The following is a 15,083-nucleotide window of genomic DNA, read 5'->3' as shown; positions in this document are numbered from 1 at the left end:
TGTGTGACAACGTTTCTACTTGGTGTAATTGACATCGACTCTGGTTGCTACGCTATCGTTCCCGTTTCGATGGATAATCAGACGCTGGGCTTTATTCATTCCATCTAAAATGAATGTAATTCGGGCATCTACGATCTTGACAAAAAATTCTGACAATGATTCAGGAAATATTTCCACCTGTTTCTGTCCAGTAATCTGGATAAAGAAGCGTTTGGATCGGTTTGTTACAGTCGCAACTAGTCCTGGTTCAAGTTCGTACTCTCCCACGTAGGCATCATAGACAGTAGAATTAACGTCCAGTTCTATCGCTCGCCGTTGCTTGGGAAGTTCATAAGGTTCGCCAAAAACAATCGTAGCTAAATCCTGAGCGATGAGCTCGATGGATGTTCCTGTAATATTGCTAAGTGCAATGACTAACAATTGTTCGCTTGGATATCTGGCGATTATAGCGCGGAAGCCACTAAATCCTCCGGCATGAAAATGGCGATCGCGTCCGCAATAAGTATCGATATACCATCCATAACCGTAGTAGCTTTTTGAGCCTGACGAACTAGTCAAAATTGTAGACGCAAACATAGCTTTTTTAGAGACTTCGTTCAGAACAGCATCTGTATAAAAGGAGCGTTCCCACTTGTAGAGGTCTTCAGTAGTAGAGTACATTGCACCCGCTCCAGACCCCTGTGACTGATCCCAAAAAGATGCATTTTGATACCCTGTTTCAGTAATGGTGTAACCTGAAGCGCGGTACGGCAAAATTAACTCACGCTGTTCGTATCCCGAAGCAGTCATTCCTAGCGGCTCAAACAGTTGGTTTTGTAGGTAATTCGCATAGGATTGACCAGAAATCGTCTCAATAATTTTGGTGAGTAACACATAACCAGAATTGCAGTATTTAAAGCGATCGCCTGGTGTAAATTCTAAGGGTTTATCACTAAACCAAGTAATTACCTCATCCAGGGTCACTCTTAGGTGTGGATTTTCAAGTACATCAGTGTAGTTGGGAATACCTGCCGTATGATTGAGTAAGTGGTGAACGGTAATTTGCTCTCCCTTTGGGTAATCAGGCAAATAGGTTGAAATTGCCTGATTGACATTCAGCAAACCTTGTTGCTGAAGTTGCAGTATTGCCGTTGCAGTGAACTGTTTGGTAACGGAACCTATACAGAATTTGGTGTGAGGTGCGTTCTTAACTCCGTGTTCCAAATTTGCCATACCATAACCTTGATTCAGCAGAATTTCACTTCCACGAGCAACGAGTACAGAACCCATGAAGTAGCCAGTTTCCAGATAAGCTTGCAGGTAGGCAACCATGTCATCTGCAATGGCTTGGTTACTTAACTTTGATTGGTTTGTTTGCCCACTCATAAAGACTCACCAAGGTATGAGTTAAATATTATATCTCTGAGGATGTTTTTGCTATGACGACTCATGGCTCAACCGTTAGCTAAAGCCGCCTGATGACGTGCATGAAGTTTCGCCATCACTTCTTCATGACCAACGCGGAGACTGACGAAAGCGAACTTCTTTTTATTCCACAACTTCCGGAAGAAATTCAACCGGAAAAGACGGATGAAAATGATGATGGTTCATCCAATCCCAAACGTAACTAACTAGCATAAAGCCCCCAACTAGTCCTTGGGGGCTTACCTACTCCCAGTTTAACAATTATGAGCACAACAATTGTTTACCCCAATTATTACCGAGTTATTAGGTGTGAAAACGGCAGGTGGTTTATCAAAACTGCAAAACTTTGCGGTCTCAATAGCTCTATTGGCTTGCCAGGAGAAGAATATGGTGTTAGCAGTGATGAGTTACTAATTGCCCTCTTCCAAATCAATGGAGGAAAGGCAGGCTATTACCTAGCCAATCTTCGGGACAGAAAATATTATTTTTGTGGCATCTCATTAGAGGATGTCAGACACAAGCTACTGTCCCTAGGAATTAGTCGTATAGATCCTCACCCCTAACTGCCAATCACCATACAATCGCAAAATGAGATCGCTTTGTACTGAGCAACTCTACTTTAATTTGCGCTTGTAATGGGGGCTTCATTAGCTGCTGAAATAGCAGTGTCTATCAATTGCTGTTGAGACATTGCGAAAGCAGCAGTTCCCAATACAAATTCCAATCCATTTTGTTTCCAGAAAACATACCTGAGAGTATTATGCCCGCTACCTCTGGTCAGGTAAAAGCCTCGAATTCCATGACCTAAATCTACTGGTGTGAGATTCTCTCCTTTTGGAGGCCAATATTTTGGCTTGCGACTTTTAAAGACGCCAATGCCTCCAATGGTACATTGGTTAGGTTTAGGAGAAGACTCACAGTTTGGTGTTAAAGCCAATCGAACTTCAGTGGCTTCTTTGGTGGAACCAACATAGGGATAAATTTTGCCATCAACAGGTAGCTCGGAGAATGCTTTTGAAATGAGCGACCAATTCATGGTAGGAAGGGTAGATGGTAAACGTATTTCTGTACCCTGGGGTAGCTGGTTACGGAGATCGTTTAAGATTGGTGTAAAAATAGATGCTGTTTCGGCTGATGTGTATTGCGTATTACTTAAACTAGCACCTAGAATTGCTAGGCAAGCACTAAAACTTAGTAGTGGTACTCTCTTCATTTACACACTCCTCTTGGTAATACATACGTACAGGTAATATATTTTTTATGTAAGCTCGTTAGAATAGTGCTTGTGCTTTATTTGAGATCGATTTGAGATCAATTGAAAAACAACTTGGTAATCATCTGTGTCTTCTAAGAGTAATGTTGCTCAGATTCTCTGCCACTAATGTAAGACGGGCAGGGACGCCCGTACTACAAGAGACGGTTGGATATTTTTTATTTGGAAGTCCCTAATGCGATGTACCACTAGGATTAGAGTCTGCTTGAAAATCAATATGAACGATCGCTTAGTTCCTGTAACACCATCTTTGCGACGAAAGCTAAAGTCGTCATTTCAGCAACAGTTCAAGTCAACTGAGGATTTTTTGCTGAGGTGGACTCAGCAAGCTGATGCTTTAGGTAAATCTCCTTTAGAAGCTGATATTGAGAATATTTTGTACTCACAAACACAAAGCACTTGCGTTTACTGGATAATTAATGGTGTTTGTCAGCTATTGCTTCACCGACCTTATAGAGATAACAGCCTAAAACAAATACCTCTATCGTTAAAACAGGAGCTTCATAATAAATTTTATCAACAATTTAAGGTGCAAGGAGAGATTGCTTGGGGAGAATTTGCTGTGGCTTGGGGAAAACATCTCAACGATTCAGATCCTCCCCGACATCAAACACTCAGAAATTTTTTAACTAATGAGGAACGCAACTCATGCGAACATTGGTTAGTTGATGGATTGTGTCATCTATTGCTCGATCGCTCCTTTGATGAATGCATGGAACAAGGTTTGGAAAATTCTACGAAACTTCCATCAAGTGCGTCTCATTCCTCAAAATCTAATTCCCAGTCAATAATTCCGATTGGTTTTGATACAATTCGGTGGGTAGGACGCAATGCATTAGTTGCTAAGCTAGAACATCAGTTGCAAGAAGATGGTCGAATTTTATCCATTGTTGGGATGACTGGTATTGGAAAAACATCTCTTGCAATGCGTCTAACTGTAGAACCGTCGCTCGCTATTAAATTTCAAGAATCATACACTGTTAACCTGGATCGCACTTTATCTAATTTTTGGGAAATAGCACGTCAACTTTTGGGAGAAAGAATAGCACAAGAAGAACAGCTACAAAAGGAACCCGATTTGTTAGTTCAGGCTGTAGTCGATAAGTTGCGCTCGCAACCCTGTTTGCTCATTTTAGATATGCTTGAGGAGGTTTTAGAGTCAGATGGTGAAGGAAGTCATCAATTTAGCGAGCCACTCTTCACAAAATTCTTCGAGCAAATTGTTAAAGCCCAACAAATGCTTAGTCGAATCATTTTGACTTCTCAAGATTTACCTCCAGCGATCGCAGAAGGACGCTACCCATCACGAGCACATATAGAACGACTCAAGGGATTGGAAGAAACAGAAGCTCTTGAATTGTTCGAGACTTGGGATGTACATATCCTTGAAGAAGTAGATTTAGAAAATCTCAAGCGAATTATTCGCGTTTACGAAGGACATCCTTTAGCATTACGAGTCATTGCTGGTGAAATCCGTATGCCACCCTATAATGGAGATGTTCGAGCATACTGGTATGATTACGGTGATGAAATTACAGCTGTAGAAAGCATGAAAGATGTTACAGAAGAAAGATCGAGGGAAGATAAACCTCGACTCGATCGCTACAGTATCGGCTTAACAGATTTAGTCAAAAAACGGATAGACCGTACTTTTACCCGATTGTATAAAGCGGAACCATTAGCTTGTTTGATGCTTTGCCAAGGAGCTGTTTATAGACGTGCGGTTGAGCGTTCTGCATGGTTGCTTATGATTTCCGAACACTCTCATGAAGCACAAGCTTCTGCTTTTCAATCACTTCAACGACGTTTTCTTTTAGAAGAAGAATATACCGAGCGTAAAGTTTTGTATCGGTTGCACAGCCTCATTCGTCGAGTGGCATTAGATCGCTTAGCTCAGTTAGAAGTAGAGGTGTTACCGTTGTGAGTCATGAGTTTGGTAAACCAGTAGAACTACAGAAGCTGACTTCATCAGAACTTTTGCATATTTGTTGCAATTCAAAGGGGGAATTACAACTCGCGTCACCGAACACTCAAGTTGAGCGGGTTGAACTCCCTCAAACTCAAGATTCATCAATACCAGTCCTTAGAAAATTAAACGCTTTAGAGGTATCTCACCTTAAAGCCGCTTTCTATTGGTTAAATGTCTATAGCCCAGAACCTGAAACTTCTCGCTTAGAACAAGTACGCGGTTATTTAGAAGCCTTCCATCATTTGTGTGAAATCTCTGCATGGCGATCCGCTTACCAAATACTCTTTACACCAACGAAGACTGCTGATGCTAAACAACTGTACGAACAACTCAGGAGTTGGGGCTACTATTCGGAACAAATAGAACTTTTTAGTCGCCTTCTCGGTAAGCTCGATTCTGAGGTAGACTGTTTTTGCCTGCAAGGTTTGGGTCGTGCTTATGCTTACTTAGATCGAGTCCCCCAAGCAATGAGCTGCTACAAGCAACAGTTAGAACTGGCACATAAAATTGGTAACCGACAAGTAGAAGCACAGGCGTTTGGTGGATTGGTAAGTGTTTATTCCTTATTAGGACAGCATCAGACTGTACTAAATTGCCTTCAAGAGCAGCTAGCTATTGCTCGTGAAGTTAGAGCTAGCAGAGAGGAAGGACAAGCTCTGGGTGGACTGGGTGCTTATTGTATTTTAAGAGGACATTATCGTCGTGGGATAAAATATTGTCAGCAAGCGTTAGCGATCGCACAATCGATTGATGATGGAGAACTGTCAGCGCTAGTTTTGGGATGGATGGGAGGGACGTATTTATCTAGAGGAAAATATAAGTTAGCAATTGAGTACTTACAGCAGCAATTAACAATTAGCACTCAAATTGGCAACCAATGTCAAAGATATTTAGCCTCATACTATCTGGGCAATGCCTACAATCTTATAAAGCAGCCTCAACTTGCCATTGAATACTTAAGTGCAACTCTCAACTTTGCTCGCGAAACATCTTCAAAAGCGACAGAAGCATCGGCATTAGGAGCTTTAGGTTCTGTTTATACTGATATAAAACAATATCAAGTTGCTCTGAAATACTATCAGCAAGCTTTAGAAATAAGTCGTGCGTCGCGAAGCGCAAGCTGTACCCAGCTTATCGCCCTTGGCGCAAGCCGTACCAGGCTTATCGCAAACCGAACCACAGAAGCAGGTATACTGTTTAATCTCTGTTATTGCTATGGTTGCTTGAAACAACCCGATCTAGCTATTGAGTACTTGCAGCAAGCTCAAGGGATTCCCTGTGAAACCGATCCCAAAGAAGCGAAAGGGCGAGAGTTAGCGTGTTTGGCAAATATTTATTTTCATCAAGATCGATATTTTCACAGCTTGTGGTTGGTCATGCAGAGTTTACTCATTTTACCTCCATGGACGAGTGCTAACAGTCGCTTAATCTTAGAGAGAACCCTTGAGGAAACTTTTCGATTTTTTCGGAGGCTTTTGGCGATCCCCGTTTAGTACTTGACTGTATTATAGTGAGTTTCAATTGGGTGCAATACATAAAAAAGTTATGGTACCGCAGCCTGTAGCGGACGAACGCAAATAAATTTGTAATTCATTCAAGTGAAAACTGCAATAGTTCTGATGCGGTATCAGAATTCTCCAAGAAAACATTATTTACAATAGAAACAGGGGATTGCAAGTAGTAAGGTATTAGTCATGCTAGATTTCAATCGTTCCAATCGTATAGTTAGTAGGGATATGGGAGAAGTTAGAGTGCAAGTTAAGCTCACAAATGCTGTCGATGAAATTTTAGTTGAGCGTGGATTATTAAATCCGAATCAGTTGCGCGTGTTTGAGACACAAGCGCTTGTAGATACTGGTGCTGTACGGACTGTGTTACCGATAGAAATAGTGGAAAAGCTCGGTTTGAAGATTCGCTCTCAGCAGATAGCAAAGTATGCTGATGGAAGACAAGAACCAGTTGGATTGACTGAACCTGTGATTATTGAGATCGAGGGACGTGAAACAACAGAAGCTACTTTAGTCTCAGGTGATGAAGTGTTAATCGGTCAAACAGTATTGGAAACTTTAGATTTGCACGTCGATTGCAAGAATCAGAGGTTGATTCCAAATCCAGAACATCCTGAATATCCTGTATTTAGAATTTAGTTTTGCTATGGCTAAATTTATATTCTGTCTCACGGATGATACAGTGTCGGGTTACTTGTCAAAATAGAATTAAAGTACATAAGTTAATAGCTAATAACTTTATAAAGTACTTAGAGGATGTCTGTGAAGCCTTAGCAAATTATGTTCGCTCAAAATTTAAAAAAAATCTTAATGTTTTTTAAGTTATTTGAGTAGGAAAAGTGCATGGAATTAACTAATAAACAACGCGAACAACTAAAAGATGCTTTGATTAGCGCGTTTCCGGATAAGAATAAACTCGAACAAATGTTAGATTATAAGCTTGACAAAAAGCTCAATGCGATCGCTGGAGGAAATTACTTAACAGACATTGTTTATCAATTGATTGCTACAGCAGAGTCTGAGGAGTGGGTGGAGAAATTGATTAGAGGTGCTCGTGAGTTAAATTCTGGAAACTCAAAATTGCTGCTATCAAAAAAGAAAGTTTGGAGAAGCGTTTAGCTAACCTTAGCGAGGAATATAATGCAGTTACTGAGCAAATAGATAGAGAAAACGATGAAGTTAAGCGCCTTCGACTTCAGAGACAGGCTGATGATTTATACAAACAAATGGATAAAAGTGAAAGCGAAATAAATGAAATAGATATTGTTAATTTGATTGAAACAGCAGAAGCTGAGGGATGGGTTGAGGAACTGATTGCTGCATCGTATCCCCAGCAGGGTAATTATAAGTGTATATCCGCTTGGACAAGTACACATCATAATAACTTTGCACCTCAACGTGAATTAAAATCCACGCTTCTTTTTTGTCTAACAACATAACTTTATAAAGCTTATCGGCTATGCCATCTCCTGTTTCTGCTCCAGCCGTAATATTTTGTAGTTCTTTATCAAGAGATTGAGGGGTTTGTGTCCAATTAATGGCGCTGTGTGCGGCGGGAAAGAAGAAGGCTAAGAAGTCTTCACGCATATTCATTTAAAGCTTCCTTCCAGGATTTATCATAATTGGCTCTGACTTCGGTCATTTTACTTTTACGAAATGATATTGGCTAAGAAAATCTAGTATTGAGTTCACTTGTTAGGCAAGCATTTGGCTAGCTTTCATGGACTGAACAAGTAGAATTCACTCTAGGGTGTTTTAGTGTGAATCTACCAAATTTTTATTTTAAATTTAGAAGTTTAACTCTTATATATAACGCTTCCAGGTAAACACAATTAAGCGGCTTGCTCGCAAAGCTTATCAAATAGGAGAAGAATTTTGGAGAGCGCTAAATTTAATAGAATCAGCAGTATACACTGAGTTATTGAGAAGCAGCCTCAGACAAAACCTTTGCCACCCAATCAACGATCGCCAAACCCGATTTCCTAGCAGCATCTTGTATAGGGTAGATACCGAGAGGTAGAGTTGAGGGGAGTGTTGCTACTCTACCCCCTCTCTTCGGAAACCTTGCTTGCAGTAATTGTTCACTGCATACGTACTAACTCAACGGTTGCACTTCATTGGATTGAACTTGACCAGATTCCAAAATTTCCCCTGGTAGTGGAATAAACTCTGTTTCGTTTGGAACCTTGCCAAAACGATCTTCTTGCCAATCTTGTTTTGCCTGTTCAATTCTCTCTGGTCTACTAGAAACAAAGTTCCACCATTTATATCTCTTCCCTACAGGTTCACCACCAATAATAATACAACGGGCTTGAGTGCTTGAGGCAATCTCAATGGAACTACCCGACTCCATAACAGCTAATCTATGTTGTTCTAGCGGTTCGTCATTGATGCTTAGACCTTCAGTCACGCTATAAACGGCTCTTTCACTGTAATTGTCGGGTAACACAAACCGCGATTCAGGCTGTAGTAATACATCTAGGTAAAACATTGGGGTAAAAGTTTCCACTGGAGAGGAGCGATCGCAAGCTTTCCCAGCAATCAGTGCGATCGTCACCCCATTTTCACTCCAAACAGGTAAATCCTTACTTGGATAGTGGCGAAACCAAGGTTCAGTTTCCTCATGTTCTTCAGGAAGGGCTACCCAGATTTGGATAGCGTGTAGAGTCGCTTCGCGATCGCGAGTGCTTGGCGATCTTTCTGAGTGAACAATACCGCGCCCTGCGGTCATCCAGTTAACTGCACCAGGAAGAATTTCTTGAACGCTGCCTAGACTATCACGATGCAGCAACACTCCTTCAAATAAATAAGTTACAGTTGCCAAATTGATATGTGGATGTGGTCTGACATCGACACCTTTACCTGGTGGAAACACTGCTGGACCGAGATGGTCGAAAAAAATAAACGGACCAACCATCTGACAATGTTCGTGAGGTAAACTACGCCGAGCCTTAAAGCCACCTAAATCCATAATATGAGGCTTGAGGAGTTGACTGATAGTAGACATAAAATCATTTGGCTCAAGTTTTCTTCCACAATAAATATATAGCGGTTTTCACTTAAATAAAGTACAGATTTATCTGCGTTCGTCCGCTACAGGCTGCGGTTCCATAACTTTTTTATGTAGTGTACCCAACTGAAAATAAGTGTAAGAATTGAGTTGCTGTTTCCACCTCAAGTAAAAAACGGGCGAGGACGCCCGTTCCACAAGATTTAGGTTTACTAAGGGTATACGAGTTAAAGAATTACGAGCTGAGTTTAACCGAAACGCCCACTGATGTACTCTGCAGCTTCCTTAGTTGCAGGAGCATCAAACATTTCCTCTGTAGGGCTGAACTCAACTAATTTTCCTCTACGCTTGTTGTGTTCATCGACTTCAGTATTGAAGAAAGCCGTCCAGTCAGCGACTCGTGAAGCTTGCTGCATATTGTGAGTCACCATGATGATGGTGTACTGTTCCTTGAGTTCAAGACAAAGTTCTTCAACCTGACGTGTAGAGATAGGATCTAGAGCAGAACAGGGTTCATCCATCAACAGCACATCAGGCTTCATTGCGATCGCACGTGCAATACAAAGACGTTGCTGTTGTCCTCCTGATAACGCTGTTCCCTTGGATTTCAGTTTGTCTTTTACCTCATCCCATAGAGCTGCTTGACGTAACGACTGCTCTACGAGTTCATCCAAATTTCCTTTGTAACCATTTGTACGTGGTGCAAAGGCAATATTTTCGTATATGGATTTAGGAAAAGGATTTGGTCTTTGAAAAACCATACCTACTTGTCGGCGCAATTTGACTGAATTAATACTTGTGTCGTAAATATTTTTGTTGCGGTAATGAAGTTTTCCCTTAACCTCTGCACCAGGGATTAGATCGTTCATTCGGTTAAAGCAACGCAACAAGGTACTTTTCCCGCAACCAGAAGGACCAATAAAGGCTATAATCTGCCTTTCAGGAATCTTTAAATATACTTCCTGAAGTGCCATAAATCCACTGTAGAAAACTCTAACACCTTCGACATCAAAAACTGAGTTACCTTGTCGAGATTGTGTTGCGCTATTTGGTCTGTTTCTTGCGTTGTTGTAGGTCATGATGTAATTGTTAGTTCTTAGTTGTTAGTTGTTAGTTGTTAGTTGTTGGTGGTGTAGCATAGGTGTCTCGCTTGTCATGGTTAATTGTTAGTTGTTAGTGGTTAGTTGTTGAACGCTTATGGTTTAATCCCCAATCACCAATCGCCAATCCCCAATCCCCAATCACCGTAGTAGCGAGTATTTTTGTCGGATGTAGATTGCTGCACCATTCAGGATTAGAATCACGAGCATCAAAGCAATAATAGTTGCTGCTGCTGCATTAGAAAAACCTGGTTCTGGACGAGTGATGTAGGAGTAAATTTGGATGGGCAATGCCATAAATCGTTGGAACAATCCAGGGTTAAACGTTAAGAAACTGACGGCTCCAACTACAATCAAAGATGCAGCATCACCAATAGCACGAGAGACTGAAATAATCACACCCGTTAGAATTCCTGGAACAGCATAAGGTATGACATGATTGCTGATGGTTTGCCACTTTGTAACGCCCAAACCATAGGAAGCATTCCTAAGAGAATCAGGAACTGCACGAATAGCTTCTCTAGATGTCACAATGATGACTGGTAAAGACAGCAAAGATAAAGTTAGCGCTCCCGAAATCAATGCAGGACCAAAGCCTAGAAGATAATTGAAAACACCTAATCCTAGCAATCCGTAAACAATAGAAGGAACACCAGCTAGATTACTAATATTAATCTCAATGATATCTGTCCACCAAGTTTTTGGTGCATATTCTTCGAGATACAAAGCTGCTCCTACTCCTATGGGTACAGAAACTAAAATCACGATGACACCCAATGACAGGCTACTGATAATTGCAGGAAGAATACCACCTCGATCTGGAAATCTCGAAGGTGTTTCTGTAATAAAACCTGGTGTTAGAAATCTTCCCAATCCGTCACTACAAATATCAAAAATTAGGAGAGCAAGGACAAATAAACCAACGAGTAAACCTAGCAAAAACAAGATTTCAAAAACTTTACCTACTGTTTCTCTACGGTCTATATTGTCGGTAAACTCATCGACTCTTGGTTGAAAGTTCTCAGGATGAATTGAATTAGCCATACCGTTAATCGTATTTCTCCTTAAAGCGTTTTGTAATCCAGTTGCTGGCAATATTTAGAGCCAACGTTATCAAAAACAAAACGGCTCCTACAGCGTATAAAGTCTTGTAATTCAAACTACCACGAGGACTGTCTCCTCCTGAAATTTGAGCCATATAAGCTGTCATAGTTTCTACTGACTCAAAAAGATTTACAGTCAACTTCGGCTGTTGTCCTGCAGCGATTACAACAGTCATTGTTTCACCTACAGCACGAGAAATTCCTAGAATAATTGACGCTGTAATTCCCGAAAGAGCAGCAGGTAGGAGAATCCTAAATATAGATTCAAGTTTTGTGAGTCCCAATGCAAATGCGCCTTCTCGCAAAGTACGAGGAACAGCTTGTATGGCATCTAAACTAATAGAACCAACGGTAGGGGTTATCATGACTCCCATCATTAAACCAGCACTCAAGGCATTGAAGATTTCCAGTGGAAGAAAACTTCGTAGAAACGGAGTCACAAATAACAGAGCAAAGTAACCGTATACGACTGTCGGTACTCCTGCTAAAAGTTCCACAGCAGGACGTAAAATGGCTGCTACTTTTGGTTGAGCGTACTCACTCAAATAAATAGCCGAAGATAATCCTAACGGAATTGCAACTGCCATTGCGATCGCTGTCGTGAGTAAAGTTCCATTAATTAATGGCCACACTCCAAAATGTTTGTTTGCAAATAGCGGTGTCCATTCAGTATCTAAGAAGAACTTAGCAAAGGAGACTTCCTGAAAGAATTCAAATGCTACTCGAAAGATAATAACGACAATTCCAATTGTTGTAAGAATTGAAACTAATCCGCAACAAAACAAAATTGTCGCAATGATTTTTTCTTGAATGTCGTCAGTTGCTTGTTTGTCAATTGAGCGATCGTAATCGTCGTTCAAATAGTTTGCGCCCCGCATAGTCGTACAATTTTGGATTTTAGATTTAGACTAACCAGATGAAAACTTGCGTTTTTAGATTATTAAGTGTTAAATTTGTTGAGAAACAAGTCCCTGCACAAGTAAGTTTTCATAGTCTTGTCATACGGTATTTGCATAAGTTTACCGTATTGTTACCATCAATTGTATTGGAAAAATCTTAAATTTAACAGTACAAAATACTGTTTTGTTATGATTCTTTAATATTGTAGATATTGACAAATAGTTGTTGAAATGCTTTGCGACTCAGGTTAGTGAGTATCAACAATTTTTAGGAATGCGATCGCCTAAATATAGCATTTTATACATTATTTTCTATAAGCCCCTAATTATATCAGTCAGTGTTTCAGAAGTCTGTTTTTTTTCAAAAGTTTACACTTTATACCTGAAGAATAAGGACTTTCCATAAAAAATTTTCACCCCGACTGCAAAAATTCCTCTTCCCCACTCCTGAGTACAAGAGATGGTATACTAGCAAAAATCGTACTACAAGGAAATAATCGAGCTGTGATTGGCGTTGCAGTTGTTGGCACGGGATTTGGGCAAAAAGTTCATCTACCTGGATTTCAAGCTCATCCTCAGACAGAAGTGGTTGCTGTCTACAATCGGGATTTAGATAAAGCAAGAGCGATCGCGCAATCTTACAATATTCCCCATGCTTGCAATACGGTAGAAGAAATTGTTCGATTACCTGAAGTACAAGCAGTTAGTATTTCCACACCGCCATTTTTGCATTACGAAATGGCAAAAATCGTACTACAAGCCGGGAAACACCTGTTATTGGAAAAACCCGTGACTATGAATGTCGTTGAAGCTCAAGAATTGTATGAATTAGCCAAACAAAAAGGTGTTATTGCTTCTGTAGATTTTGAATTTCGTTTTGTACCGGGATGGCAATTGTTTTCCGAACTCTTGTCTCAAGATATAGTTGGTTCCAAGCGTTTCATTAAAATTGATTGGTTGGGTTCTTCTCGTTCGGATGCGACACGTCCTTGGAACTGGTATTCTCGCAAAGACCAAGGAGGCGGTGCGTTGGGTTCTTTAGGTTCCCATACGTTTGACTATATTCATTGGTTATTTGGTCCTATACGCAGATTGAACGCTCATTTCAGGACTGCCATTTCTCAAAGACCAGACCCCAAAACAGGAGAATTCAAGCCAGTAGAAACAGATGATACCTGTATGCTGACCCTAGAATTAGCAGATGGAACTCCTTGTCAAGTATCTATCAGCGCTGTAGTGTACGCACACCGCACCCATTGGATAGAAGTTTATGGGGATCGGGGTAGTTTAGTGTTGGGAAGTGAAAATCAAAAAGATTACGTACACGGATTTCGTGTTTGGACTTCTAATCCAGGGAAATCTTTGACTGAAGTAGAAATACCACTACGATTGCTATTTCCAAAAAACTTTGCTGATGGTCGAATTTCTGCATTTATAAGAGTTATAGACCAATGGGTTCAAGGTATTGAGCGCAAGCAGCAAACAGTTCCATCTTTGAAAGAAGGAATTTATTCGCAATTATTAATGGATTTATCCCAAGAATCAAATACTAAATCCACTTGGGTAAATGTCCCTTCTTTAGAAGAAATTTTCAATAAGTAATTGGTCAGGTGATTACTGGTCACTGGTCACTGGTCACTGTATATATGTCTTTTGTAGGTAGTACGATCGCTATTTCTTCAAGGAAAATATATATGTCACAGGAAATCTGTTTTGGCAAACACCCATAACCCCGAAAGAATCGGGGTTTTTTTATGGGAGAATATTAGTAGAAAGTTATGTATAGGCGATCGCATAATTTAGTTTATTTCTTTAGGATGGTGTAGAAGCTTGCTATACAAATCAAAATACAAACAACACTGGAATACGCTGCATAGATTAAAGCACCGTAGACCCCGAAATCCATCGGGGTTTTTTTATTTATGTAGGGGTTGGAAGCTATTTTAAATATGAATTAATCTGATTCTGATTGTTCTGCTTCTGTATTATTTTTAGGGAACACTACCTGACGTTGAGAAGGATCGAAGCGGTAGCCCTCTTCTTGCATAATTCTTTTCGTTTGACGTGGGTCAAAGTTTCGACTGAATTCAGCCTGCAAATCATAAACCCGTCCTTCAAGCTGCTTCACATCAACACGGATAGCTCTTAGCTTTTCTTGTTGCGACCAATGATAAGGTAAAAGCTGAATAAGAGCGGAAATTGCTGCTGCTGAGATAACAAGATTAACCCCTATCTTTGCTGTCGTTTCCAAAGCTAGTATTTGATATGAGCGTTGACGAAGACGCCTCTTTGGGCGAGGAGTAACTCGGCGCTTTTCTATTGGTTGCAGCGGTGGTTGAGACGGTTGAAAAGCATTCATGGTAGTAAAAAGATAATCGTAACCTTAAACTGCAAAAAGAGCATTTGTACTGGTTGCAGTTTTATTTGCTGTCATATTACTTCATTTTTTTAACTTGGTACACTGAGATTTTGAGAAAAAAATCCTGGTTTTACGGATATCGTTTTTAGTTGTGATGACACCAAGCCGCTGTGCCTAAAAACCATACTCGTAAAACCAGGTTAATAACTATCTACAAGAAAGTTATGAATTGTAAAGTGATGCTGCTAAACGCCAAGCCAGAACACCTGGGATAAGCGCAACAATAAGAGCGATGAACACTTGAGTATCTGAGATACTAGTGATTTCTGCCAGATAGAGAAGATTTGCGATTGACATGGTTTAAACCTCACAATCTCTACGATTTTGAACAGTTCGTTTACTACTTTTCCCTGTTTTGCGAAGATTGGGGAATAGGTTGTTACAAGATGCAACATAAA

At 40.4% G+C, this 15,083-nt stretch carries 15 protein-coding genes and 1 pseudogene; 7 read left to right on the top strand and 9 right to left on the bottom strand.

Features of this window, described 5'->3' with window-relative positions; translation table 11 throughout:
• Positions 1-15 precede the first annotated feature (15 nt).
• Positions 16-1,365, bottom strand: coding sequence for a serine hydrolase (locus tag ACKTT2_RS47980; RefSeq protein ID WP_407900122.1), 1,350 nt, complete (start codon positions 1,363-1,365; stop codon positions 16-18).
• 302 nt (positions 1,366-1,667) lie between these two features.
• Here ACKTT2_RS47980 and ACKTT2_RS47975 point away from each other — a divergent pair, with 302 nt between their 5' ends.
• The gene (locus ACKTT2_RS47975) at positions 1,668-1,967 is read left to right on the top strand and encodes a hypothetical protein (RefSeq protein ID WP_407900120.1); all 300 of its coding nucleotides are present in this window, start codon (positions 1,668-1,670) and stop codon (positions 1,965-1,967) included.
• A gap of 56 nt (positions 1,968-2,023) precedes the next feature.
• Here ACKTT2_RS47975 and ACKTT2_RS47970 read toward each other — a convergent pair whose 3' ends face one another.
• Positions 2,024-2,617 carry a hypothetical protein gene (locus ACKTT2_RS47970; RefSeq protein ID WP_407900118.1) on the bottom strand — a complete coding sequence of 198 codons (594 nt, stop codon included), beginning with the start codon at positions 2,615-2,617 and terminating at the stop codon, positions 2,024-2,026.
• A 277-nt stretch (positions 2,618-2,894) separates the two neighbouring features.
• Between ACKTT2_RS47970 and ACKTT2_RS47965 the strand changes: the two genes are divergently transcribed.
• From ACKTT2_RS47965 to ACKTT2_RS47945, 5 genes and pseudogenes are all read left to right on the top strand, one after another.
• Entirely contained in the window at positions 2,895-4,601 is a 1,707-nt protein-coding gene (locus ACKTT2_RS47965; protein WP_407900116.1) for an ATP-binding protein, read from the top strand.
• Positions 4,598-6,139 carry a tetratricopeptide repeat protein gene (locus ACKTT2_RS47960; RefSeq protein ID WP_407900114.1) on the top strand — a complete coding sequence of 514 codons (1,542 nt, stop codon included), beginning with the start codon at positions 4,598-4,600 and terminating at the stop codon, positions 6,137-6,139. The genes ACKTT2_RS47965 and ACKTT2_RS47960 overlap by 4 nt, the downstream gene beginning before the upstream one ends.
• A 201-nt stretch (positions 6,140-6,340) precedes the next feature.
• Entirely contained in the window at positions 6,341-6,793 is a 453-nt protein-coding gene (locus ACKTT2_RS47955; protein ID WP_407900112.1) for a clan AA aspartic protease, read from the top strand.
• Between the two features lie 204 nt (positions 6,794-6,997).
• The gene (locus ACKTT2_RS47950; RefSeq protein ID WP_407900110.1) at positions 6,998-7,273 is read left to right on the top strand and encodes an effector-associated domain EAD1-containing protein; all 276 of its coding nucleotides are present in this window, start codon (positions 6,998-7,000) and stop codon (positions 7,271-7,273) included.
• A pseudogene (locus ACKTT2_RS47945) lies at positions 7,258-7,353 on the top strand (hypothetical protein); the annotation flags it as partial. The gene ACKTT2_RS47950 and the pseudogene ACKTT2_RS47945, both read left to right, overlap by 16 nt.
• A 67-nt stretch (positions 7,354-7,420) precedes the next feature.
• Here ACKTT2_RS47945 and ACKTT2_RS47940 read toward each other — a convergent pair.
• From ACKTT2_RS47940 to pstC, 5 genes are all read right to left on the bottom strand, one after another.
• Complete coding sequence (locus tag ACKTT2_RS47940; RefSeq protein WP_407900290.1) at positions 7,421-7,747, bottom strand: RpnC/YadD family protein; 327 nt, start codon at positions 7,745-7,747, stop codon at positions 7,421-7,423.
• 502 nt (positions 7,748-8,249) lie between these two features.
• Complete coding sequence (locus tag ACKTT2_RS47935) at positions 8,250-9,161, bottom strand: pirin family protein (protein ID WP_407900107.1); 912 nt, start codon at positions 9,159-9,161, stop codon at positions 8,250-8,252.
• A gap of 251 nt (positions 9,162-9,412) precedes the next feature.
• A complete protein-coding gene (pstB, locus tag ACKTT2_RS47930; protein WP_407900105.1) occupies positions 9,413-10,243 on the bottom strand; it encodes a phosphate ABC transporter ATP-binding protein PstB in 831 nt (276 codons plus the stop codon).
• A 162-nt stretch (positions 10,244-10,405) separates the two neighbouring features.
• Positions 10,406-11,308 (bottom strand): phosphate ABC transporter permease PstA, encoded by a 903-nt coding sequence (gene pstA, locus ACKTT2_RS47925; protein ID WP_407900103.1) that lies wholly within the window; start codon positions 11,306-11,308, stop codon positions 10,406-10,408.
• 4 nt (positions 11,309-11,312) lie between these two features.
• Complete coding sequence (gene pstC, locus ACKTT2_RS47920; RefSeq protein WP_407900101.1) at positions 11,313-12,245, bottom strand: phosphate ABC transporter permease subunit PstC; 933 nt, start codon at positions 12,243-12,245, stop codon at positions 11,313-11,315.
• A 525-nt stretch (positions 12,246-12,770) separates the two neighbouring features.
• On the opposite strand from pstC, the gene ACKTT2_RS47915 reads away from it, so the two are divergent.
• Positions 12,771-13,868: a Gfo/Idh/MocA family protein gene (locus ACKTT2_RS47915; protein ID WP_407900099.1), complete on the top strand. Its 1,098-nt coding sequence runs from the start codon at positions 12,771-12,773 to the stop codon at positions 13,866-13,868.
• A 352-nt stretch (positions 13,869-14,220) separates the two neighbouring features.
• Here ACKTT2_RS47915 and ACKTT2_RS47910 read toward each other — a convergent pair whose 3' ends face one another.
• Positions 14,221-14,625 carry a slr1601 family putative cell division protein gene (locus ACKTT2_RS47910; RefSeq protein ID WP_407900097.1) on the bottom strand — a complete coding sequence of 135 codons (405 nt, stop codon included), beginning with the start codon at positions 14,623-14,625 and terminating at the stop codon, positions 14,221-14,223.
• Positions 14,626-14,847: 222 nt separating this feature from the next.
• The gene (gene psaM / locus ACKTT2_RS47905; RefSeq protein WP_407900095.1) at positions 14,848-14,982 is read right to left on the bottom strand and encodes a photosystem I reaction center subunit XII; all 135 of its coding nucleotides are present in this window, start codon (positions 14,980-14,982) and stop codon (positions 14,848-14,850) included.
• Between the last annotated feature and the right edge of the window lie 101 nt (positions 14,983-15,083).

The organism is Scytonema hankhaensis NUACC26 (genome assembly GCF_045865695.1).
Classification (GTDB): Bacteria; Cyanobacteriota; Cyanobacteriia; order Cyanobacteriales; family Nostocaceae; genus Scytonema.
The sequence above is the reverse complement of the archived record's forward strand: the minus strand, read 5'-3'. Positions and strand labels throughout refer to the sequence as shown.